The sequence below is a fragment of the Paraburkholderia sp. MM5482-R2 genome (assembly GCF_050436125.1).
Lineage (GTDB): Bacteria > Pseudomonadota > Gammaproteobacteria > Burkholderiales > Burkholderiaceae > Paraburkholderia > Paraburkholderia tuberum.
In genome coordinates this window covers 1-23,390 of the sequence record NZ_JBNDLP010000003.1, presented here as the reverse complement: position 1 = coordinate 23,390, position 23,390 = coordinate 1, and the positions used below count along the sequence as shown (strand labels likewise).

The 23,390-nt window shown below is 62.5% G+C and carries 15 protein-coding genes, 2 tRNA genes, 2 rRNA genes and 1 pseudogene; 13 read left to right on the top strand and 7 right to left on the bottom strand.

Features of this window, described 5'->3' with window-relative positions:
• Positions 1-212: 212 nt before the first annotated feature.
• The 6 genes from xylA to OKW37_RS22170 all read left to right on the top strand — a co-directional run bounded on the left by xylA (position 213) and on the right by OKW37_RS22170 (position 8,623).
• Positions 213-1,535: a xylose isomerase gene (gene xylA / locus OKW37_RS22195; protein ID WP_429403798.1), complete on the top strand. Its 1,323-nt coding sequence runs from the start codon at positions 213-215 to the stop codon at positions 1,533-1,535.
• A 132-nt stretch (positions 1,536-1,667) separates the two neighbouring features.
• Positions 1,668-2,696, top strand: coding sequence for a D-xylose ABC transporter substrate-binding protein (xylF, locus tag OKW37_RS22190; RefSeq protein WP_184036310.1), 1,029 nt, complete (start codon positions 1,668-1,670; stop codon positions 2,694-2,696).
• A gap of 93 nt (positions 2,697-2,789) precedes the next feature.
• Positions 2,790-4,349, top strand: coding sequence for a D-xylose ABC transporter ATP-binding protein (gene xylG / locus OKW37_RS22185; protein WP_429403797.1), 1,560 nt, complete (start codon positions 2,790-2,792; stop codon positions 4,347-4,349).
• Complete coding sequence (locus tag OKW37_RS22180) at positions 4,346-5,545, top strand: sugar ABC transporter permease (RefSeq protein ID WP_184057422.1); 1,200 nt, start codon at positions 4,346-4,348, stop codon at positions 5,543-5,545. Before xylG ends, OKW37_RS22180 begins: the two co-directional genes overlap by 4 nt.
• A gap of 290 nt (positions 5,546-5,835) precedes the next feature.
• Positions 5,836-8,106, top strand: a complete 2,271-nt coding sequence (locus OKW37_RS22175) for a molybdopterin cofactor-binding domain-containing protein (RefSeq protein WP_429403796.1) — start codon at positions 5,836-5,838, stop codon at positions 8,104-8,106.
• A gap of 55 nt (positions 8,107-8,161) precedes the next feature.
• A complete protein-coding gene (locus OKW37_RS22170; RefSeq protein ID WP_429403795.1) occupies positions 8,162-8,623 on the top strand; it encodes a (2Fe-2S)-binding protein in 462 nt (153 codons plus the stop codon).
• 214 nt (positions 8,624-8,837) lie between these two features.
• On the opposite strand, the gene OKW37_RS22165 is transcribed toward OKW37_RS22170, so the two are convergent.
• The 6 genes and pseudogenes from OKW37_RS22165 to OKW37_RS22140 all read right to left on the bottom strand — a co-directional run.
• Entirely contained in the window at positions 8,838-10,415 is a 1,578-nt protein-coding gene (locus OKW37_RS22165) for an efflux transporter outer membrane subunit (protein WP_429403794.1), read from the bottom strand.
• Entirely contained in the window at positions 10,412-11,419 is a 1,008-nt protein-coding gene (locus OKW37_RS22160; protein ID WP_187612142.1) for an efflux RND transporter periplasmic adaptor subunit, read from the bottom strand. The genes OKW37_RS22165 and OKW37_RS22160 overlap by 4 nt, the downstream gene beginning before the upstream one ends.
• Positions 11,416-11,625, bottom strand: coding sequence for a DUF1656 domain-containing protein (locus OKW37_RS22155; protein WP_090808477.1), 210 nt, complete (start codon positions 11,623-11,625; stop codon positions 11,416-11,418). The genes OKW37_RS22160 and OKW37_RS22155 overlap by 4 nt, the downstream gene beginning before the upstream one ends.
• Before the next feature lie 69 nt (positions 11,626-11,694).
• A complete protein-coding gene (locus OKW37_RS22150) occupies positions 11,695-13,797 on the bottom strand; it encodes an FUSC family protein (RefSeq protein ID WP_429403793.1) in 2,103 nt (700 codons plus the stop codon).
• Positions 13,798-13,803: 6 nt separating this feature from the next.
• Entirely contained in the window at positions 13,804-14,508 is a 705-nt protein-coding gene (locus OKW37_RS22145; protein ID WP_429352617.1) for a MarR family winged helix-turn-helix transcriptional regulator, read from the bottom strand.
• Positions 14,509-14,673: 165 nt separating this feature from the next.
• Positions 14,674-15,093: pseudogene (locus tag OKW37_RS22140) on the bottom strand (ATPase domain-containing protein); the annotation flags it as partial.
• Positions 15,094-15,290: 197 nt separating this feature from the next.
• Here OKW37_RS22140 and OKW37_RS22135 point away from each other — a divergent pair.
• Positions 15,291-15,731, top strand: a complete 441-nt coding sequence (locus OKW37_RS22135) for a hypothetical protein (protein ID WP_429403792.1) — start codon at positions 15,291-15,293, stop codon at positions 15,729-15,731.
• 13 nt (positions 15,732-15,744) lie between these two features.
• Here OKW37_RS22135 and OKW37_RS22130 read toward each other — a convergent pair whose 3' ends face one another.
• Positions 15,745-16,365 (bottom strand): histidine phosphatase family protein, encoded by a 621-nt coding sequence (locus tag OKW37_RS22130; protein ID WP_429403791.1) that lies wholly within the window; start codon positions 16,363-16,365, stop codon positions 15,745-15,747.
• A gap of 266 nt (positions 16,366-16,631) precedes the next feature.
• Between OKW37_RS22130 and OKW37_RS22125 the strand changes: the two genes are divergently transcribed.
• From OKW37_RS22125 to OKW37_RS22100, 6 genes are all read left to right on the top strand, one after another.
• Positions 16,632-16,853, top strand: a complete 222-nt coding sequence (locus tag OKW37_RS22125; RefSeq protein WP_184011521.1) for a CbtB domain-containing protein — start codon at positions 16,632-16,634, stop codon at positions 16,851-16,853.
• Positions 16,854-16,864: 11 nt separating this feature from the next.
• A complete protein-coding gene (locus OKW37_RS22120; protein WP_429403790.1) occupies positions 16,865-17,605 on the top strand; it encodes a CbtA family protein in 741 nt (246 codons plus the stop codon).
• A gap of 600 nt (positions 17,606-18,205) precedes the next feature.
• A 16S ribosomal RNA gene (locus OKW37_RS22115) occupies positions 18,206-19,738 on the top strand.
• A gap of 74 nt (positions 19,739-19,812) precedes the next feature.
• Positions 19,813-19,889 (top strand) — tRNA-Ile (locus tag OKW37_RS22110).
• Positions 19,890-19,942: 53 nt separating this feature from the next.
• Positions 19,943-20,018, top strand: a tRNA-Ala gene (locus tag OKW37_RS22105).
• Positions 20,019-20,364: 346 nt separating this feature from the next.
• Positions 20,365-23,246: ribosomal RNA gene (locus tag OKW37_RS22100) — 23S ribosomal RNA — on the top strand.
• The 16S and 23S rRNA genes sit together here with 2 tRNA genes alongside, the layout of an rRNA operon.
• Positions 23,247-23,390 lie beyond the last annotated feature (144 nt).

Sequence of the window (23,390 nt, the reverse complement as noted above, 5' to 3'; positions counted from 1 at the left end):
GTCTGGGAGCAACCCCGTTTTTAAGCGTCTGGTTATTCTAGGCGCCGAATCGCGCGACGGCAGTAAACAAACGCGCGGGCGGTAAGAAACATCAAGCGCGCTGCGCAATTTCGCAATTGCCGGCACATCGTGCAAGCGGCAGCATGGCGTCACTTTGTCGGCCTGCGCGGCTTCTCGCGTGGGTTGCAACGCAGCATACATTGGAGACGCCGATGTCCTACTTCGAACACATTCCAGAGATCCGTTACGAAGGCCCGCAATCGGACAACCCGCTCGCGTATCGTCACTACGACAAAACGAGGAAGGTACTCGGCAAGACGCTCGAGGAACATCTGCGTATCGCCGTCTGCTACTGGCATACCTTCGTATGGCCCGGCGTCGATATCTTCGGTCAGGGCGCGTTCCTGCGGCCGTGGCAGCAACCCGGCGACGCAATGGAGCGGGCGCTGCAGAAGGCCGACGCCGCGTTCGAATTCTTCTCGAAGCTCGGCACGCCGTACTACACGTTCCACGATACCGACGTCGCGCCCGAAGGCGCGAGCGTGAAGGAATACAGCGAGAACTTCCTGCGCGTGTCCGACTACCTCGCGCGCAAGCAGCAGGATACCGGTGTCAAATTGCTTTGGGGCACCGCGAATCTGTTTTCGCACCCGCGTTACGCGGCCGGCGCCGCGACCAATCCGAATCCGGAGGTTTTCGCCTTTGCGGCGACCCAGGTGCGTCATGCGCTCGACGCGACGCTGCGCCTCGGCGGTGAAAACTACGTGTTGTGGGGTGGCCGCGAAGGCTACGACACGCTGCTGAACACCGACCTCGTGCGCGAGCGCGAGCAGTTCGCGCGCTTCCTGCACATGGTGGTCGAACACAAGCACCGGATCGGTTTCAAGGGCGCGCTGCTGATCGAGCCGAAGCCGCAGGAGCCGACCAAGCATCAATACGACCACGACGTCGCGACCGTGCACGGCTTTCTGCTGCAGCACGGCCTCGACAAGGAGATTCGCGTCAACATCGAGGCGAATCACGCGACGCTCGCGGGGCACTCGTTCCATCACGAGATTGCGACCGCATTTGCGCTCGGCATCTTCGGTAGCGTCGATGCGAATCGCGGCGATCCGCAAAATGGCTGGGACACCGACCAATTTCCCAACAGCGTCGAGGAACTCACGCTGGCCTTCTACGAAATCCTGCGCCACGGCGGTTTCACGAGCGGCGGCATGAACTTCGATGCGAAAGTGCGGCGCCAGAGTGTCGATGCGGAAGACCTGTTTTATGGCCACGTCGGCGCAATCGACAACCTCGCGCTAGGCCTCGAACGCGCCGCGGTGCTGGTCGAAAACGAGCGCCTCGAGCAGTTCAAGCGGCAACGCTACGCGGGCTGGGATGGCGAGTTCGGCCGCAAGATCCTGTCCGGCGACTACTCGCTGTCGACGCTTGCGGCGGACACGCTGGCGCGCGATCTGAATCCGCGGCATGTGAGCGGGCAACAGGAACACATGGAAAACATCGTAAATCAGGCGATTTATAGCGGACGTTGAATAAAGATCGCGCGGCCACGTCGACCGCGCGCACCAGCAAGCTGTGGGTTGTCGCTTGTCCGAGTCTGCGGCTCGCAGCGCAGACCGATATGTCCGGTATTCCGGCTATCACTACACAAAAAGGAGACATCAATGAAATTCGCAATGCGTCGTAACGTCCTGAGTTCGCTGTTGTGCGGCGCGGTACTCGCCAGCCTGTCGCTCGCCGCGCCGCTCGCGCACGCCAGCAAGGCTCATCCGGAAATCGGCTTCTGTATCGACGATCTGCGCGTCGAGCGCTGGTCGCGCGATCGCGACTATTTCGTCGCCGCGGCGGAAAAGCTCGGCGCGAAGGTGTCGGTGCAATCGGCCGATGCGAGCGAAGAGCGCCAGATCTCGCAGATCGAAAACCTGATCTCGCGCGGCGTCGACGTGATTGTGATCGTGCCGTTCAACTCGAAAACGCTCGGCAACGTCGTGGCCGAAGCACGCAAAGCGGGCATCAAGGTCGTGTCGTATGACCGCCTGATTCTCGACGCCGATATCGACGCCTATATCTCGTTCGACAACGAGAAGGTCGGCGAGATGCAGGCGCAGGGCGTCTATGACGTGCGGCCGAAGGGCAACTACTTCCTGCTCGGCGGCGCGCCGACCGACAACAACGCGAAGATGCTGCGCAAGGGCCAGTTGAAGGTGCTGCAACCGGCGATCGACAAGGGTGACATCAAGGTGGTCGGCCAGCAGTGGGTGCCGGAGTGGAGCGCATCGACCGCGCTGCGCATCATGGAAGACGCGCTGACCGCGAACAACAACAAGATCGACGCAGTCGTCGCGTCGAATGACGGCACCGCGGGCGGCGCGATCCAGGCGCTCGCCGCGCAGGGCCTCGCGGGCAAGGTACCGATCTCGGGTCAGGATGCCGACCTCGCTGCCGTGAAGCGCGTGGCGGCCGGCACGCAGACGATGACGGTCTACAAGCCGCTGAAGCTGATCGCGAGCGAAGCGGCGAAGCTGTCGGTCGCGCTTGCCAAGGGTGACAAGCCGGCGTTCAACGCGCAATACGACAACGGCAAGAAGAAGGTCGATACGGTGCTGCTGCAGCCGACCAAGCTGACCAAGGCGAACCTCGACACCGTCGTGAAGGACGGCTTCTACACGCAAGAGCAACTCGCGAGCAAATAACACAGAGACGGGCTATGTGAACGCCACGCTCCCGGGTCATCGCGCCCGGGAGCGTGATCGAACATCGGCCCAACTTGCAGCGAGGCATAGCGAATGACGCAACCTGTTCTGACGATGCGCGGCATCGTCAAAGCTTTTTCCGGCGTGAAGGCGCTCGACGGCATCGATCTGACCGTATCGCCGGGCGAATGCGTGGGCCTGTGCGGCGAAAACGGCGCGGGCAAATCGACGCTGATGAAGGTGCTGTCCGGCGTGTATCCGCACGGTACGTGGGATGGCGAAATAACCTGGGAAGGCCAGCCGCTGAAGGCCGCGAGCGTACGCGACACCGAACGCGCGGGCATCATCATCATCCACCAGGAACTGATGCTCGTGCCGGAGTTGTCGGTCGCGGAAAACATCTTTCTCGGCAACGAAATCACGCTGCCCGGCGGCCGCATGAACTACGCGGCGATGTATCAGCGTGCCGACGAACTGTTGCGCGAACTCGGCATCAGCGGCATCAACGCCGCGCAGCCCGTGATGAACTACGGGGGCGGCCATCAGCAGCTGATCGAAATCGCGAAGGCGCTGAACAAGCGCGCAAAGCTGCTGATCCTCGACGAACCGTCGTCGTCGCTGACCGCCTCCGAAATCGCGATTCTGCTCGATATCGTGCGCGATCTGAAAAGGCGCGGCATTGCCTGCGTGTACATTTCGCACAAGCTCGACGAAGTCGCGGCCGTCTGCGACACGATCAGCGTGATTCGCGACGGCCGCCATGTCGCGACCGAGCCGATGCACGCCCTGACGACCGAGCGGATCATCTCGCTGATGGTCGGCCGAGAGATCAAGAACCTGTTTCCGCGCGAGCCGCATCCGATCGGCGACGTGATCTTCGAAGCGCGCAACGTGACCTGTTTCGACGTGACGAATCCGCGCCGCAAGCGCGTGGACGACGTGTCGTTCTCGTTGCGGCGCGGCGAAATTCTCGGTGTCGCCGGGCTCGTCGGCGCGGGCCGCACCGAACTGATGCAGGCGGTTTTCGGCGCGTATGCAGGCATCAGCGAGGCGCACGTCGTGCTCGACGGCAAGCCGCTGAAAATTCGTGCGCCGATCGACGCGATTCGCGCCGGCATCGCGATGGTGCCCGAGGATCGCAAACGCCACGGCATCGTGCCCGGCATGAGCGTCGGCCATAACATCACGCTTGCGGTGTTGCAGCGTTTCGCGTCGGGCGGACGTATCGATTCCGCGGCCGAACTCGACACGATTCAGACGGAAATGAAACGGCTTTCCGTGCGCGCCGCGAATCCGATGTTATCGATTGCAAGTCTGTCGGGCGGCAATCAGCAGAAGGCCGTGCTCACGCGCATGCTGCTGACCAACCCGACCGTGCTGATTCTCGACGAACCGACACGCGGCGTCGACGTCGGCGCCAAATACGAGATCTACAAGCTGATCTTCCAGCTGGCGCAGCGCGGCATGTCGATCGTGATGGTGTCGTCCGAATTGCCGGAAGTGCTCGGCATCAGCGACCGAGTGCTCGTGATCGGCGAAGGCGAGTTGCGCGGCGACTTCATCAACGACGGTCTCACGCAGGAAGACATTCTCGGCGCCGCGATCCGCCCCGTGCACCTATCTTCGAACCCAACCGCAGCGAGTGCCGCATGACTCCCGAAGTAACTTCCCAACGCACCGACAACGCCGCGCCGCGAGGCGCATTCGGCGGCACGCAACGGATCCAGCAACTGTTCGCGCGCTACAAGATTCTCGCGCTGCTGATCGCCGTCGCCGTGATCTGGATTTTCTTTTCGGCGCTCACGCACGGCGCGTTCGTCACGCCGCGCAATCTGTCGAATCTGCTGCGGCAGATGTCGATTACCGGCATGCTCGCGTGCGGCATGGTGTTCGTGATCATCGCCGGTGAAATCGATCTGTCGGTCGGATCGCTGCTCGGTTTGCTCGGCGGCGTCGCGGCGATTCTCGACGTGAACCGGCACTGGCCGATCGGCGTGACGATTCCGGTCGTGTTGCTGCTCGGCATCGGGGTCGGCATGTTCAACGGCTGGTGGTCGACGTATCGGCGCGTGCCGTCGTTTATCGTCGGGCTCGGCGGCATGCTCGCGTATCGCGGCATTCTGCTCGGCATTACCGGAGGGTCGACGATCGCGCCGGTGTCGGACAGCTTCGTGTTCGTCGGCCAGGGCTACCTCCCGCGGCTCGCCGGCGACACGCTCGCCGTCGTGCTGTTCCTGCTGCTGGCATTCCTGACGATCCGCCAGCGCGCGAATCGGCAGCGTTATCAGTTGCGCGTCGTGCCGTTCTGGCAGGACGTCGCGAAGGTGATCGGCGCAGGCGCGATTCTCGCCGGCTTCATCGCGATGCTCGACACTTACGGCGGCATTCCGGTGCCGGTGTTGCTGCTGCTCGCGCTGCTCGGCGTCTTCACGTGGATCTCGACGCAGACCGTGTTCGGACGCCGCATCTACGCGGTCGGCTCGAACCTCGAAGCGACGCGGCTGTCGGGTGTCAACACCGACCGCGTGAAGCTCGCGATCTTCGCGCTGATGGGGCTGATGTGCGCGTTTGCCGGCATCGTCAACACGGCGCGGCTCGCGGCCGGTTCGCCGTCGGCGGGCTCGATGGGCGAACTCGACGCGATCGCCGCGTGCTTTATCGGCGGCACCTCGATGCGCGGCGGCTCCGGCACCGTGTATGGCGCGCTGATCGGCGCGCTCGTCATGGCGAGCCTCGACAACGGCATGTCCATGCTCGACGTCGACGCGTTCTGGCAGATGATCGTGAAGGGCGGCATCCTCGTGCTGGCCGTGTGGATCGACGTGGTGTCGGGTTCGAACCGCCGTTGATCCGGTCGCATGATCGCCTGATTGACTCAAGCGCAAGGTTCGCGGTGTACCGGCGGTGACTTACGCCGGCACACCGCCGCCTCTGCGCGGCCGCAGTTAATGAAACACCCCACGACTTTCCCCCGCCGCTTTCAGTCCCCGCCTTCCCACGCCGCACGGCCGCTCGAGGTTCACGCGCGCATTTAAGTCTCACGCTCGCCGATTCGTCTTATTACTATTCGCAGACAAAGACGGGTGCATCGGCGCTGTCGCCGCTTTCCTACCATCGAGCCAGCCGGGCGAGCCATGCCATGTTGACGCGCAGAACCTTTCTGCTTGGCGGCGCCAGTGCGTTGGGCGGGCTGCTGGTCGGCTGGGCCGTGGTGCCGCCGCGCCAGCGCCTGATGACGTCGACGCCGCTGCCGACGCAAGGCACTCAGGTTGGGCTAAACGGCTGGGTCAAGATCGACGCCGACAACCGCGTGACGATCATGGTGCCGAAGGCCGAAATGGGGCAGGGCATCCATACGGGGCTTGCGATGCTGCTCGCCGAGGAGCTCGACGCCGACTGGCCGCAGGTGAAAGTCGAAGAGGCGCCGATCGACCGGATCTACAACGCGGTGCAGAGCATCGTCGACGATCTGCCGTTTCGCCCCGACGACGACAGCTACATCCGGCGCGGCACCGTGTGGATCACGAGCAAGGCAGTGCGTGAGATCGGCACGATGATGACGGGCGGCTCCTCGAGCATGAACGATCTCTGGACGCCGATGCGCGAGGCCGGCGCGTCGGCGCGTGTGATGCTGATCGCGGCGGCGGCCGAGCGCTGGGACGTGCCGGTCCGCGAATGCCGCGCGGAAAAGGGCTACGTGCTGCACCCGTGGGGGCACAAGGCGACGTTCGGCGAGTTGTCGTCGATGGCCGCGCGCCAGCCGCTGCCGCGCAGCGTCGTCCTGAAGCAGCCGGCCGACTTCAGGCTGATCGGCCAGCCCGTGCGGCGCATCGAAGCCGCGTCGAAAATCGACGGTGCGGCGCGCTTCGGCATCGACGTGTTGCCCGACGGTTTGGTCTATGCAAGCGTCGTGATGTGTCCGACGCTCGGTGGCACGGTCGCGCATTTCGACGCGACGCCCGCGCAAAAGATACGGGGCTTCATCAAGGCGTTCGCCGTGCCGCCGTACGCGGGCGGCACCGGCGGCGTGGCAGTGATCGCGGACAACGCGTTTCGCGCGATGAGCGCGGTCGAGGCGATCAACGTGACCTGGCATGACGGCGCGGCCGCGAAGGTGTCGAGCGCGGCGGTGGACTGCCGCCTCGTCGAGGCGCTCGACCATACGGACGGTCACGTGTATTACCACGTCGGCAACGTCGACAACGCGATGAGTCGCGCGGCGCGCACGATCGAAGCGGTCTATCACGCACCGTATCTCGCGCATGGCGCGGTCGAGCCGCTGAACTGCACGGTGCAGGTCGCGGACGGCGCAGCGACCGTCTGGGTGTCGACGCAGATGCCGCGGCTCGCGCGGCATCATGCGGCGAAAGTGCTCGGCCTCGACGTCGATCTCGTCGATGTACAGACGCAGTTGTTGGGCGGCGCGTTCGGCCGGCGCCTCGAACTCGATTTCGTCGCGCAGGCCGCGGCGATCGCGCGCGAGGCCGATGGCCGTCCGGTGCAAACCATCTGGTCGCGCGCGCAGGACTTCACGCACGACTTTTACCGGCCCGCATGCGCGGCATGGCTTCAGGCCGGCTTCGACGAGCACGGCAAGCTGGTCGCCTGGCACGCGAAGTCGGCGGGCCAGGCGATCGTGCCGGATGCGCTCGCGCGTTACTACGGCGTGCCGCGCATCCCGATCGACAAGACCACCTGCGAAGGCGCGTTCGACCAGCCCTACGAGTGGCCGGCCGCGCGCGTGTCGCACAAGATAGTCGAATTGCCGGTGCCGATCGGCTTCTGGCGCTCGGTCGGCCACTCGCATCAGGCCTTCTTCACCGAGAGCTTCACCGACGAAGCCGCCGCCGCGGCAGGCCAGGACCCGATCGCGTTTCGCGCGATGCTGCTCGTGCAGCATCCGCGTCATCTGGCGGTCCTGAAGCGTGTCGAGAAGTTGTCCGACTGGGGGCGTCCGCTAAAACCCGCCGCCGATGGCGCGCGTTGCGCTCATGGCGTCGCGTTGCACGAGGCGTTCGGCAGCGTGGTCGCGCAGGTCGCGGAGGTGTCGATCGGCGCGAACCGGCAGATTCGCGTGCATCGGGTGGTGTGCGTGATCGATTGCGGCTTGCCGGTGAATCCGAACCTGATCCGTCAGCAGATGGAAGGCGGCATCGTGTTCGGGTTGTCGAGCGCGTTGCAGAACGAGATCACGATCGTCAACGGCCAGGTGCAGCAGAAGAACTTCGTGGACTTTCCGGTCGTGCGGATGAACGGGTGCCCTGCGATCGAAGTCGACATCATGCCGAGCCAGCTGCACCCGCAAGGTGTCGGCGAGCCGGGCGTGCCGCCGATCGCGCCGGCGGTGGGCAATGCGGTGTTCGCACTGACGGGGCAGCGTTTGCGGACGCTGCCGTTGCGCCTTGCATGACGGACGGTGGATGAGCAAAAGCTTGCGGTGTAGCGCGGCGACTCAGGAGGCAAGCATGGCGGTACTGAATATCAACGGACGCAAGGTGAAGGTCGATGCCGATCCGGACATGCCGCTGCTATGGGTGCTGCGCTGCGATCTCGGCATGACCGGCACCAAGTTCGGCTGCGGCGTGGGCATCTGCGGCGCGTGCACGATCAATCTCGACGATGCCGCGTGCTTCGCGTGCCAGACGTTGATGTCGAGCCTGCATACGCAGAAGATCACGACGATCGAGGGTTTGCAGGGACGCGAGGCGCAGGCGCTGAAGGCCGCGTGGATCGAACTCGATGTGGTGCAGTGCGGTTATTGCCAGAGCGCGCAATTGATGGCGGCTTGCGCGTTGCTGAAGCACAAGCCCGATCCGACCGATGCCGACATCGACGAGGCGATGACGCCAGTGGTGTGCCGTTGCGGCACATATTCGCGGGTACGGGCGGCGATACATCAGGCGGCGGCGAAAGTGCGGAACAGCTAGCCACTCTTTCGGTCCGCCGCCCGCCCAGCTCAATTCGCCAACATTTCGACCACCGCAACCACCGCGGTGAAGATACCGATGCATCCGCCCAACGTGACTACACCCTGCATGAATGGCGACATACGAGACTCCGTAGCGTGAAGTGATGTCACGTATTTAACCGAAAGTGAAAGCAAAAAGAAAGATTGTCAAAAATAAATCGTAAGACGGGCGATCAAGGCGCTTTCGCAGTTGCGGCCGCCGACGCTCCCGACTTCGCGGACGGCTTGGCCGCGACAGGTGTTGCCTTCAGCTGCGGCCGCGTTTCACCCGGCGTGCTTTGCCCGCCAACTTCCCACCCGCCGCCCAGCGACAGGAACAGATTGACCTGATCGATCGCCACCTGGCCCTCCGCCGCCGCGAGCTGCGACTTCGCGGCCGTCAGCGTGCGCGTCGCGTCGAGATCGGAGATGAACGACTCGCGCCCGGCGCTATACAGCCGATGCGTTTCATCCGCCGATTGCGCCGCCGACTTCAGCGCCGCGCGCAGCGATTCGGCGCGCGCGTAATCGGACGCGTAGGTCGCGAGGTTGGTCTCGGTTTCGCGCAGCGCGGTCAGCACCACGCCGTCGAACTTCGCGAGCGCGACCTGGCTCGACGCCTCGGCTTCGTGGACCCGTTGGCGCGCGCCATTGGCCGGGAAGGTCCAGCTGATCAGCGGACCGAAGGCCCAACGCGCCGTCGGCGAGGTGGGAATGTCTTCCAGAATGCCGGTGAAGCCCGCCGACGCACCAATGCTGATGCTCGGATAAAGCGCCCCGGTCGCGACGCCGATGCGCGCCGTCGACGCCGCGAGCTGACGCTCGGCTTCGTGCACGTCCGGGCGTCGCCGCAGCAGCCCGGCGCCGTCGCCGATCGGAATCGGCTGGTGGATTTGCGGCAGCCGGTCGCAGGCGAGCACGGCCGGCGGCAATTGCGACGGCGCCTGGGCGAGCAGCATCGCGAGCCGGTATTGTGCGATCTTGCGGCGCGCGGTGTAGCGCGGAATGTCGGCCGTCAGAGTCTCGACCTGAGTCTGGCCGCTCGTGACCGCGGTCTGGTTTCCGCGTCCCGCGTCGCGCAGACGGCGCGACACGTCCACGCGCTCCTTCTGTAGCGCGAGCGATTGCTGCGCGATGCGCAGCTCCTCGGCCGCCGAGCATTGTTCGACGTACGAGCGCACCACGTCCGCGACGACAGTGATGCGCGCGAGGTCGCCCGCGGCTTCCACGGCCTCGGTGTCCGCCGCCGCCGCTTCGACGCCGCGGCGCAGCTTGCCGAACAGGTCGATTTCGTACGAGACGTTGATGCCCATGTCACCCAGGTTGGCGACCGGCAGTTTCTCGAAGAGCAGGTATTGCTCGGCCGATTCCTGCGCGCGCTGGATCGCCACCGACGCGTTGCCCGAAAAACCGCCCTGCGCTTGCGCTATGCCCAGCGCCTCGCGCGAGCGCGCGAGATTCGCGGTCGCGACGCGCAGGTCGGTATTCGATTTCAACGCCTGGTCGACCAGACCGTTCAGCACCGGATCGTCGTACAGCTTCCACCAGACGGTCGGCAGATTGAGGGTTGACGTCAGCTTGGGATCGGCGCCCTCGATCGCTCCGTTCGCGAGCGGGGCATTGACGAGCGCCTGTTTCGGCAGCGTGTAGTTCGGCCCGACGTTGATGCAGCCGTTCAGCGCGACGGTGAGCGGCAATAACGGCAGCAGCGGCAGCAGCGGCAGCAGCGGCAAGCGCGGCGCCAGCGAGGACAAGGTACGCACGAACTTCATTGCGACGCGCCCGACGGTGCGGTGCCCGACCCAGCGGACCCGGACGCCACCGACGAACCCGGTGCCACCGGCGCAGCCGAAGCGGCGACCGTGCCAGATGCGCCACCCGTGCCCGACACGGCTCGTCTCCTGAGCGGCGACAGGTCACGCACCGACACCGTCGCGGTACGCCCCGCGATCAGGCGGAAATCAGCCGGCACTTCATCGAGCGCGACCCGCACCGGAATGCGCTGCGCGAGCCGCACCCAGCTGAACGCCGGGTTCACGTTCGGCAGCAGATTGGCGCTTTGCGTGCGGTCGCGGTCTTCGATACCGGCGACGATGCTCTGCACGTGCCCGCGCAGCGGCTTCGGCTCGCCCATCACGATGATGTCGACCGGCTGGCCGATGTCGATGCCGCGCAGCTTGGTTTCCTCGAAGTAGCCGTCGACGCGGAACGAATGCATGTCGACCACCGCGACCACCGCGCGGCCGGCCGCGACGAATTCGCCGGCGCGCGGCGCGCGGTCGTTCAGATAGCCGTCTACCGGGCTTTTGATCGTCGAGCGCTCGAGGTTCAGCTTCGCGGTGTCGATCGCGACGTTCGCGTCGGCGAGCGCGGCTTCGCCCGCCTCGACGCGCGAGCGGCTTTCTTCGAGTACTTCGGCGGCGACGAGGTTGCCGAGCTGACGATTGCGCGCGTATTCGCGGCGGGCCTGATCGAGCGTCGCGCGGCGCTGCTGCGCCGTTGCCTCGGCCTGACGCAATGCGAGCGTGTAGCGCGCCTGATCGATCCTGAACAGCACCTGGCCCTGCTTGACCTGCTGGTTGTCCATGACCTCGACCGACGAAATCAGTCCCGACACGTCGGGCGCGACCTGGATCACGTCGGCGCGTACGCGCCCGTCGCGGGTCCACGGCGCGAACATGTAGTAGTTGACGAGTTTCCACAGCACCAATGCTGCGACCACTACGACGATCAGGGTCAGCAGGATCTGACCGACGGAGAACCAGGTTTTTTTCACGTTATTAGTCTGTGCGAAACGACGACGACAAGGCCCAGCACCAGCACATAGACGCCGAGATCGAAGATGGAGCGATGCCAGACGAAGCGGTAAAAGCCGGTGTAATCGAGCGCGGTGCGAATGCCGAGGTTGATCAGATACGCGATCAACATCAGCACCAGCACGGACGGTACGAACACGCCGAAGATATCGATTTCACCGATCATCGCGGGAACTGGAAAAAGGGAGGGCGGGGTGCGCAAGCGGGCGCAAGCAGGGGCGCAAGAATGGGTGCATCACGCGGCGGCCTCCGGTTCGGTCGGCGTTGGTTTCGTGAGGGTCGCCGGAAACAGCGAAAGACGCAAGCCGACCAGCGCGTGCAGCGCATCGCGCAACTGACGCGCCGAGGTCTGCGAGGTCTCGGTCGGCGCCGCGGCATTGGCGAGCCCCTGCGCGGTGACGCGCGCGACGGCTACGTCGATCAACGACATCAGGCTGTCCGGCACCGGCTCGCGGTGGCGTCGATCGATGCAGCTCTCGTAGTATGTACGCACTCCATCGAGAACATGGTCGATCGCGCCGGCCGCTTCGCCGCCGAGCTTGCGTGTGAGGCGGCGCAGGTCCAGCGCGTTGAACCCGATGCGCAGATCGCGGAAGCTCTCGATCGACGGATGGCGGAAGTCGTCGGTGGCCGCGAGGCGCGGGATCAATTGCATCAGCCGGTCGAGCATGCGCGCGGCGAGATTGCGCGGGTCTTCGATTGGCCGCGTCGACGCGCTCAGCGCGACGTCGGCCCAGCTCGAGCGCAACAGGCGCGCCGCGGCCAGCTCGGCGCCGAATGGGCGCGTTGCACGGGTCCACAAGTATGCATAGAGCAGGCCGGAGAGGCCCGCGAGGTTGGCGTTCAGGAACGTCAGGAAGTTCGCGTCGTACGCGTCCTGAATGCTGATGAAGGTGGCCGTGTTCACCGCGACTAGCACCGTCACCATGTTGAACTGCGGGCGCGGAATCAGCGTGCCGACCAGAATGAACGGCGCGGCGAACAGGATCACCAGCATCGGGAAGTCGTGCACCTGCGGCAGCACGACGAACAGATAGAGGCCCGCGGCCACCACGGCGACGCCAGTCGCGAGGAAGAAGCGGAACACGAACGGCGCGGGCTCGTCGAGCGCGGCGAAGAAGCAGCAGGCGACCGCCGCGAGCGTGACCGCGCTCGCGCCGTCGTTCCAGCCCGAGCCGATCCACAGCGCGCACGCGAGCACCACAGCCGCGGCCGCCGACACGGTCGCGAACAGCATCATGCCGCGATCGTAGAAGCGCTCGGTGCCGCCGAGTCGCCAGTGACGGAAATGCGGCCGCCACGAACCTTCCTCGCGCGTGATGATGATGCGCAGCGAGCGGCAGTCTTGCCACACGTCGATCACTTGCGCGAGGCGCCATAGTGCATTCGACAGCAGCGCGCTGTCCCAATGCGTGAGCGCGGCGGCGGGCGGGTGCATCGCGGCGATGCGCGCGCGCAGCGCGTTGGCGGTCTCGTCCGCGTGATAGCCCTCGCTCGGCGCGGGCAGCGGTTGGTTGAACCACTTGATGACGTCGTCGATCAGCGTCTGAAGTCCTTCGGGCCAGTGTTGCGGGCCGTTGTTGTAGAGCGCGAGCAGCGGATCGGCGAGCGACGACATGATCGGCAGCAGCAGTTGCATGCGGCCACGTAGTTCATGCGCGCGCGCGAGGACGTCGGGCCGCGTGTGATCGTAGGCGAGCTGGCTCAGCAGCAGTTCGAGACCGTTGATCGTGCTCGCGAGGCGTTGCCGAGCACCGGAAATCGCCGAGCTTGCGATACGGCCCGACAGCGTTTCGGTCGCGTAGAACGCGGCGTCGCGAAACCATGCGTCGGTGCGCTCGATGATCGTCGGCGCGAGCCGGCTCGGGAACACCGCGCTGCCGACGATGCTCGCGCACACGATGCCGAGAATGATCTCTTCGGTCCGGCTCACGGCGAGATCGAAGACGCCGGTCGGATTCGTCACCGACGGCAGCGCGATGATCGGCATCGTATAGGCCGCCAGCATGAACACGTAGCTGCGCGCGGTGCGGTCGGACACCGCGAGGTAGAGCATCGTGCCGGTCCACGCCGCGACGATCACGCTGAACAGGTACGGCGATTCGACGAACGGCGGCACCAGCAGCACCGCGCCCGACGCGCCGAGCGCAGTGCCCAGCGCACGATAGATCGCCTTCGAGCGGGTCGCGCCGACGAACGGGTTCGACACGATGTAGACGGTCGCCATCGCCCAGTACGGCCGCGGCAGTTGGAACGCGAGGCCGATGTAAAGCGCGAGCATGGCCGCGGCGAACGTTTTGACGGAAAACAGCCAGTCGCGGAGAGTGGGATAGACCATAAACCGTTACGCGGAATCGGCGTTGTGCGGCACGGTGGCTCGCGCGCGGCTCTTGGTGGACTTGCGCGCCTTGGCGGTGCCGCGCGATTTGCCGGCCGTTTTGGCAGCGCTTTTGCCGCTCGTCCGTTTGACCTTGCTGGCAAGCGCCTCGCCTTTGGCGGGCTCGCGCTTCGCCGACGAGGTGCGCTTCGTCGCCTCGTGCCTGACCGATTCCGGGCGCACCGGCTGCGCGCGTTCGTGACGCGTGTCGCGCTCGACGCTTCCCGGTTCGGCGCGTCCGGCGGCATCGGCCGTGAATGCGCCGAGCACGCGCAGGGCGGCTTCGAGATCGTCGCGCGATACGCCTTTGAGCGCCTGCGCGCGCAACGTGACCAGCTCCTCTTCCATCTTCGCGGTGACGGCGCGGCCTTCGTCGGTCAGTACGACGGTCTTCGCGCGGCGGTCTTCGGGATCTTCGTCGCGGCGCATCAGGCCGGCCGCGCACAACTGGTCGAGCAGCCGCACGAGGGACGGCCCCTCGATGCCGATGTGATCGGCGAGCGTGACCTGACGCACCGCCGAGCCGAGCCGGCTCGCGGTCAGCAGCGGCGTCGCGCACGCTTCGGATACGTTGAAGGCCGCGAGCACACCGTGACTCGTGCGCCGCCACTTTCTGGCGGCGACGACCAGCGTGCTGCTGACGGTGCGGCGCAGGGCATCGAGATTCGACATGGCCGGTATTGTATTTCCAAAATATTCGTTAGCAAACTATTGAATTGGAAATCGTGGCCGAACCGGAGGAGTCTGCGGCGCGAATGCGACAGCGGCATTAAATCGGTGGCCAGGAACTGGGCTTACAGAATCGTTGGGTGTGCGGTGCGCCGCGATTCAATGGGCGGACAGGCTGTCCAGGACGACGCGCGCCGGCTTCAGTTCGTCGACGTGCTCGATCACGTTGCGCACGCTTTCGCCGAGTTCGACTTCGGCCGGGTGCAGCACGGTCTGTTCGTATTGCGGTTCGAGCCCAACTTCGGGCAGTTGCTCCAGTATCGTGAAACGGCTCAGATCCCAGCCATGGCTCGCGCCGATCGCGAGCAGTTCAGCACGGGTTTCGGACAGCGCGATATAAAGGCCGGTCTGCCCTTCGTGCAGGCCCTTGAGTAAGAATTGCAACGCGAGGGTGGTCTTACCCGTGCCTGGCACGCCCTCCACGAGGTACATGCGGTTCGGCGTAAGACCACCGCCGAGAATGTCGTCGATGCCTTCGATGCCCGACGATATGCGGGCGGGGGTAGGGGCGGCGGTAGTGGTCGACATGATGGTTGAAATGACGTCGGCAGTGGCTTTGATCGAAACGGGCGCGATGTCGCGGCCGGTATGGCGCTACGCAATTTGTGTGCCGTCGTGCATTGCCTGCGTGCTCGGGCCTCGCGCGCATGGGCATGAAGCGTGCTGTTAAAGGTGGCTCGCTGCGAGTTTTTCTTCAGCAGCACTTTGGAAGCTTCACGCACACCATGAAAACCGATCGACTTTCCGCTATCGCGCTTACCGCGGCATCGCTCGTTGCGCTGCTGCCGGTCAGTGCATCCGCCGACGATAGCCCCAGTCCTTGCGGTGCGCTCAAACGGATCGTGGCCGCGGCGCCGGACGGCTTCGCCTCGCTGACACCCGACGACGGCAAAGGCGTAGCGCAACCTTATGGCGATGACGCGCAATGTTCGGCCGCGCATCGAAGTTTCCAGTGCACGTGGACGCCGCATCAGGCGGCGGGCTCGAACGCGGATGCATTGGAAGCGGTCGCGGCCGACGTCGCGTCGTGCCTGCCCGATGCAACGCACGATCAGAATTCGCCGGGACGTCAGCACTTTTATCTCGGCGCGAAGGATCGACGCACCGAAATCACCCTGACGCCCGAGGGGTCCAACCGGTTGCGGCTCGTGGTGTCGGGCAGGTAAGCGGCGGTGCCGTTCAGGCGCTGGCGGCCGGCCACCACGACCAGCCGCGTCGCGAGTGGCGTAATTCGACGACCGACAGCGGCGCGATCTCGATGCGACAGAACACGGTTGGCGATGCGCCGAGGGCGTGCACGATTGCCGCTCGCAGCAGAGTCGCGTGGGTGATTGCGACGATGGTTCGACTGTGCGCAGAGGCCGCGAAGCTTGCTTCGTTGACGGCATTGCATGAACGCACGTCTGCCTGCTGCGCGTCGAGCCACTCTCCAACCCGCTGCACGAGTTGACCGAACGATTCGCCGCCGGGCGGCGCGGCGTCGGGCTCGCGTGTCCAGGCGGCGAGTTCGCGGGGCGCTGCGTCGGCAATGTCCGCGAGGCGCTGGCCGCGCCATTCGCCATAGTCGATATCCGCCAATGCGTCGGCAGGCGTGGCGCTCAGACCGAGCGCGGCGGCCGTTTCGTGCGCGCTGGCGGCGGGGCTGGTGAACACGGCGGCGTCGGCGGGAAGCGAGAGACGCGCGCGCGCCGCTTCGGCTTCGGCGCGACCGCGCGCGTCGAGCGGATCATCGGCAGGGAAGCGGCCCGCGCGCTGCGCGGCCGTTGCCGCGTGGCTCACCAGTAATAGTCGCGTATCCATTCTTTGCCTCGGCGCCTCATTCGTACTTGCCTGCGTGGTTTGATCGGCTCGCGGCGCGCGTTGCGAGGTAGCCCTCGCCGTCACGGAAGCCGCAGTTTAGCGGGTAGAATACCGACACTGCGAAGCACGGAAGCCGGTGAGAGCCCGGCGCGGTCGCGCCACTGTAATCGGCATTGCAATCCACAAGAGCCGAAAGCCAGACCCGAGCTTCGCACCATTCCTCTGCAATCGACTTTCGGGGCGCGTCACCCCAGGAGATGTCCATCATGACCGAAGCTGTTCTTGATCGCGCCGCGCAACCGGCGGCCCAGCCCACTCCCATTCCTTTGCGCGAACTGCTGCCATGGGTCGTGTTCGGCGGCTTGCTGCTGTTGCTCGCGCTTTACTTCGTTGGTGCGGAACAGGGCGCGACGTCGCTCGTGCCCGGCATGTACGTGCATGAGTTCGTGCACGACGGCCGCCATCTGCTCGGCTTTCCCTGCCACTAACGGAGTTCGACATGGTAGGTAAATTGTTGGTGCGCGGGATGCTCGCGGGCATCGTCGCGGGCTTGCTCACGTTCGCGTTCGCGCGAATCGTCGGCGAACCACAGGTCGATCAGGCCATTTCATTCGAAGAAAAAGCGGCCGCCGCGCGCGGCGAGGCGCCCGAGCCCGAAATCGTGAGCCGTCGGACGCAGGCTGGCCTCGGCCTGCTGACTGGCGTGGTCACGTATGGCGCGGCATTTGGCGGCCTGTTCTCGCTGGTGTTTGCGTATGCGTATGGACGCGCGGGTACGTTGAGCGTGCGCGCGCTGTCCGCGTGGCTCGCGCTTGGCGCGTTCATCACGCTCGTGATCGTGCCGAATATCAAGTATCCGGCTAATCCGCCGTCGGTCGGTGATCCGGAGACGATCGGCACGCGCACGGGCCTGTTCTTTCTGATGATCGCGATTTCGCTCGCGACGATGGTGTTTTCGCTGAAGGTGCGGCGTCGCGCGGCGGCGAAGCTGGGTGCGTGGAACGGTTCGATCGTCGCGGGGCTCTTGTTCGTCGTGATCATCGCGGCCGTGCAACTGTCGATGCCGGTCATCAATGAAGTGCCGGCCGCGTTCCCGGCTGTGCTGCTGTGGAAGTTCCGCGTCGCGGCGATCGGCATGCAGGTGGTCATGTGGACGACGATCGGGCTGCTGTTTGGCGCGATAGTCGAGCGCAGCGCTTTTATGCGTACGAATGCGCGGGTGACGATGAAGTCCGCCTGATTGTGACGGTGACACGCGGCCGCGCAAGCGACCATTCTCGCGCGCAACGCGCGAGAATGGTTTTGGATCAAGCACTTGGCGCGGTTGTGGAGTGGTTATCCACAGCCTTGCGAACATTTTCTGTGGAAAAGCTGCTTAACGGCTTTTCGCAACTCCACTCATCTCTCCCTTTCGCCGCGGCGCTCCGGAGAATTCAATTGGAAGCCTAACTAATTCAGGTTGCACGCGGCGCTGCTCAATTTTTAAGCTCTTCAACTTTTTAAAATAAATTGTGAGAAGGGTATTGACGTGCTGTCGACCGCTCTCCATAATCTCGTTTCTCTGCTGCAGACGCAGCGACGCAAACGAAGCAGTGCCGGGTAGTGGTGGTTCAGGCGCGGCGGGTTTGGCGGACCGATCTTTAAAAACTAACAGTCGATAAGTGTGGGCGCTTGATGCGGAATGCGGCGGCGGATTCTCCGGAATCTGCTGTCAGGCAGAAGTATCAGAAGCCTCACACAGTATTAGAGGAAGGTTTGTCTGTCGAAAGACGGATCAATCATCGTCAGTACGTTGAGTGAGCGACCGGGTTCGAGAGAGCCCGAACACAGTAACAGGTTTGAACTGAAGAGTTTGATCCTGGCTCAGATTGAACGCTGGCGGCATGCCTTACACATGCAAGTCGAACGGCAGCACGGACTCCGGTCCGGTGGCGAGTGGCGAACGGGTGAGTAATACATCGGAACGTGTCCTGGAGTGGGGGATAGCCCGGCGAAAGCCGGATTAATACCGCATACGCTCGGGAGAGGAAAGCGGGGGATCTTTCGGGACCTCGCGCTCAAGGGGCGGCCGATGGCAGATTAGGTAGTTGGTGGGGTAAAGGCCTACCAAGCCGACGATCTGTAGCTGGTCTGAGAGGACGACCAGCCACACTGGGACTGAGACACGGCCCAGACTCCTACGGGAGGCAGCAGTGGGGAATTTTGGACAATGGGCGCAAGCCTGATCCAGCAATGCCGCGTGTGTGAAGAAGGCCTTCGGGTTGTAAAGCACTTTTGTCCGGAAAGAAAACCTCGTGGCTAATATCCGTGAGGGATGACGGTACCGGAAGAATAAGCACCGGCTAACTACGTGCCAGCAGCCGCGGTAATACGTAGGGTGCGAGCGTTAATCGGAATTACTGGGCGTAAAGCGTGCGCAGGCGGTGCTGTAAGACCGATGTGAAATCCCCGGGCTTAACCTGGGAACTGCATTGGTGACTGCAGCGCTGGAGTATGGCAGAGGGGGGTGGAATTCCACGTGTAGCAGTGAAATGCGTAGAGATGTGGAGGAACACCGATGGCGAAGGCAGCCCCCTGGGCCAATACTGACGCTCATGCACGAAAGCGTGGGGAGCAAACAGGATTAGATACCCTGGTAGTCCACGCCCTAAACGATGTCAACTGGTTGTCGGGCCTTCATTGGCTTGGTAACGTAGCTAACGCGTGAAGTTGACCGCCTGGGGAGTACGGTCGCAAGATTAAAACTCAAAGGAATTGACGGGGACCCGCACAAGCGGTGGATGATGTGGATTAATTCGATGCAACGCGAAAAACCTTACCTACCCTTGACATGTATGGAATCCTGCCGAGAGGCGGGAGTGCCCGAAAGGGAGCCATAACACAGGTGCTGCATGGCTGTCGTCAGCTCGTGTCGTGAGATGTTGGGTTAAGTCCCGCAACGAGCGCAACCCTTGTCCCTAGTTGCTACGCAAGAGCACTCCAGGGAGACTGCCGGTGACAAACCGGAGGAAGGTGGGGATGACGTCAAGTCCTCATGGCCCTTATGGGTAGGGCTTCACACGTCATACAATGGTCGGAACAGAGGGTTGCCAAGCCGCGAGGTGGAGCCAATCCCAGAAAACCGATCGTAGTCCGGATCGCACTCTGCAACTCGGGTGCGTGAAGCTGGAATCGCTAGTAATCGCGGATCAGCATGCCGCGGTGAATACGTTCCCGGGTCTTGTACACACCGCCCGTCACACCATGGGAGTGGGTTTTACCAGAAGTGGCTAGTCTAACCGCAAGGAGGACGGTCACCACGGTAGGATTCATGACTGGGGTGAAGTCGTAACAAGGTAGCCGTATCGGAAGGTGCGGCTGGATCACCTCCTTTCCAGAGCTGTGCATTCCCTGCACTCAAGTGCTCACGCTTATCGGCTGTGGTTAGAAGCAACGCAGACAGGCTCAGGGTCTGTAGCTCAGCCGGTTAGAGCACCGTCTTGATAAGGCGGGGGTCGATGGTTCGAATCCATCCAGACCCACCACGGTCTTGTCTGGTGAGCTGAAGGGCTGGGGCCGCTGGACTATCTGTGGGACTGGGGGATTAGCTCAGCTGGGAGAGCACCTGCTTTGCAAGCAGGGGGTCGTCGGTTCGATCCCGTCATCCTCCACCAATCCTCAATGCGCAGGGTTCTGCATGAAGGCAGAGCGTTGCGCATTGGCGATTGAGCCAGTCAGAGCGGTATGAGGCACAGGCTTCATACCGGCTGCCGTTCTTTAACAATCAGGAAGAAGTAGTAAAGAGATTCACGAAAGCATACCTGGAGATGGGTGTGTGAGTAGGTGAATCAGGGTTGTGATTGTATCGATGTATTTTAAAGGTGATCGAAAGATCGCTTTGGAATACGGCGCAACACGAATACTCAACCTGTAGCGAGTGCGTCTATCCCCTCCGGGGATGGGACCCACGTAAGCGCTAAAGCGCTAACGTGGGTCGACACAGAGACACACCCGTTATAGGGTCAAGCGAACAAGTGCATGTGGTGGATGCCTTGGCGATCACAGGCGATGAAGGACGCGGTAGCCTGCGAAAAGCTCCGGGGAGCTGGCAAACGAGCATTGATCCGGAGATGTCCGAATGGGGAAACCCACTCCTAATGGAGTATCCGTAGCTGAATCCATAGGCTACGTGAGGCGAACGCGGTGAACTGAAACATCTAAGTAACCGCAGGAAAAGAAATCAACCGAGATTCCCAGAGTAGTGGCGAGCGAAATGGGATCAGCCGGTACACGTTATCCGTATTGTTAGTCGAACGCTCTGGAAAGTGCGGCCATAGCAGGTGATAGCCCTGTAGACGAAAACAGCATGGAAGAACTGGGTGTACGAGAAGTAGGGCGGGACACGTGAAATCCTGTCTGAAGATGGGGGGACCATCCTCCAAGGCTAAATACTCGTGATCGACCGATAGTGAACCAGTACCGTGAGGGAAAGGCGAAAAGAACCCCGGGAGGGGAGTGAAACAGATCCTGAAACCGCATGCATACAAACAGTCGGAGCCTCTGCGAAGGGGTGACGGCGTACCTTTTGTATAATGGGTCAGCGACTTACATTCAGTGGCGAGCTTAACCGATTAGGGCAGGCGTAGCGAAAGCGAGTCCGAACAGGGCGTCCAGTCGCTGGGTGTAGACCCGAAACCAGGTGATCTATCCATGGCCAGGTTGAAGGCACGGTAACACGTGCTGGAGGACCGAACCCACTAACGTTGAAAAGTTAGGGGATGAGCTGTGGATAGGGGTGAAAGGCTAAACAAACCTGGAAATAGCTGGTTCTCTCCGAAAACTATTTAGGTAGTGCCTCGTGTCTCACCTTCGGGGGTAGAGCACTGTCATGGTTGTGGGGTCCATTGCGGATTACTACGCCATAGCAAACTCCGAATACCGAAGAGTGCAATCACGGGAGACAGACATCGGGTGCTAACGTCCGGTGTCAAGAGGGAAACAACCCAGACCGCCAGCTAAGGTCCCCAAATATGGCTAAGTGGGAAACGAAGTGGGAAGGCTAAAACAGTCAGGAGGTTGGCTTAGAAGCAGCCACCCTTTAAAGAAAGCGTAATAGCTCACTGATCGAGTCGTCCTGCGCGGAAGATGTAACGGGGCTAAGCCATATACCGAAGCTGCGGATGCACAGTAATGTGCATGGTAGGAGAGCGTTCCGTAAGCCTGCGAAGGTGCACTGGAAAGTGTGCTGGAGGTATCGGAAGTGCGAATGCTGACATGAGTAGCGATAAAGGGGGTGAAAGGCCCCCTCGCCGTAAGCCCAAGGTTTCCTACGCAACGTTCATCGGCGTAGGGTGAGTCGGCCCCTAAGGCGAGGCAGAAATGCGTAGCTGATGGGAAGCAGATTAATATTTCTGCACCATTGTGAAATGCGATGGGGGGACGGATCGCGGAAGGTTGTCCGGGTGTTGGAAGTCCCGGTCCTTGCATTGGAGAAGGCGCTTTGGCAAATCCGGGCGCAGAATTCAAGGGTGCGAGGCGAGCCACTTCGGTGGCGAAGCAACTGGAAGGGGTTCCAGGAAAAGCCTCTAAGCTTCAGTTTCACAGTGACCGTACCGCAAACCGACACAGGTGGGCGAGATGAGTATTCTAAGGCGCTTGAGAGAACTCGGGAGAAGGAACTCGGCAAATTGGTACCGTAACTTCGGGATAAGGTACGCCCTCATAGCCTGACTGGCCTGCGCCAGAAGGGTGAAAGGGTTGCAATAAACTGGTGGCTGCGACTGTTTAATAAAAACACAGCACTCTGCAAACACGAAAGTGGACGTATAGGGTGTGACGCCTGCCCGGTGCCGGAAGATTAAATGATGGGGTGCAAGCTCCTGATTGAAGTCCCGGTAAACGGCGGCCGTAACTATAACGGTCCTAAGGTAGCGAAATTCCTTGTCGGGTAAGTTCCGACCTGCACGAATGGCGTAACGATGGCCACACTGTCTCCTCCCGAGACTCAGCGAAGTTGAAGTGTTTGTGATGATGCAATCTCCCCGCGGCTAGACGGAAAGACCCCATGAACCTTTACTGCAGCTTTGCATTGGACTTTGAACCGGTCTGTGTAGGATAGGTGGGAGGCTATGAAGTTGGGACGCCAGTCTCAATGGAGCCGTCCTTGAAATACCACCCTGATCTGTTTGAGGTTCTAACCTTGGCCCGTGATCCGGGTCGGGGACAGTGCATGGTAGGCAGTTTGACTGGGGCGGTCTCCTCCCAAAGTGTAACGGAGGAGTACGAAGGTACGCTAGGTACGGTCGGAAATCGTGCTGATAGTGCAATGGCATAAGCGTGCTTGACTGTGAGACTGACAAGTCGAACAGGTGCGAAAGCAGGTCATAGTGATCCGGTGGTTCTGTATGGAAGGGCCATCGCTCAACGGATAAAAGGTACTCTGGGGATAACAGGCTGATACCGCCCAAGAGTTCATATCGACGGCGGTGTTTGGCACCTCGATGTCGGCTCATCTCATCCTGGGGCTGTAGCCGGTCCCAAGGGTATGGCTGTTCGCCATTTAAAGAGGTACGTGAGCTGGGTTTAAAACGTCGTGAGACAGTTTGGTCCCTATCTGCCGTGGGCGCTGGATATTTGAAGGGGGCTGCTCCTAGTACGAGAGGACCGGAGTGGACGAACCTCTGGTGTACCGGTTGTCACGCCAGTGGCATCGCCGGGTAGCTATGTTCGGAAGAGATAACCGCTGAAAGCATCTAAGCGGGAAACTCGCCTTAAGATGAGATATCCCCGGGGCTTCGAGCCCCTTGAAGGGTCGTTCAAGACCAGGACGTTGATAGGTCAGGTGTGCACGTACAGTAATGTACTGAGCTAACTGATACTAATTGCCCGTAAGGCTTGATCCTATAACAGGTGTGTCTCGACCCGCGGTAGTGCTTCAGCACTTACGCGGGTCCGATCCCCGAAGGGGATTGGTGTGAACTCCCGCGGGAGCTCACAGAAACGCACGGTTGGGATTCAGTGTTGTGCCAGAAACAACACAACCCTCC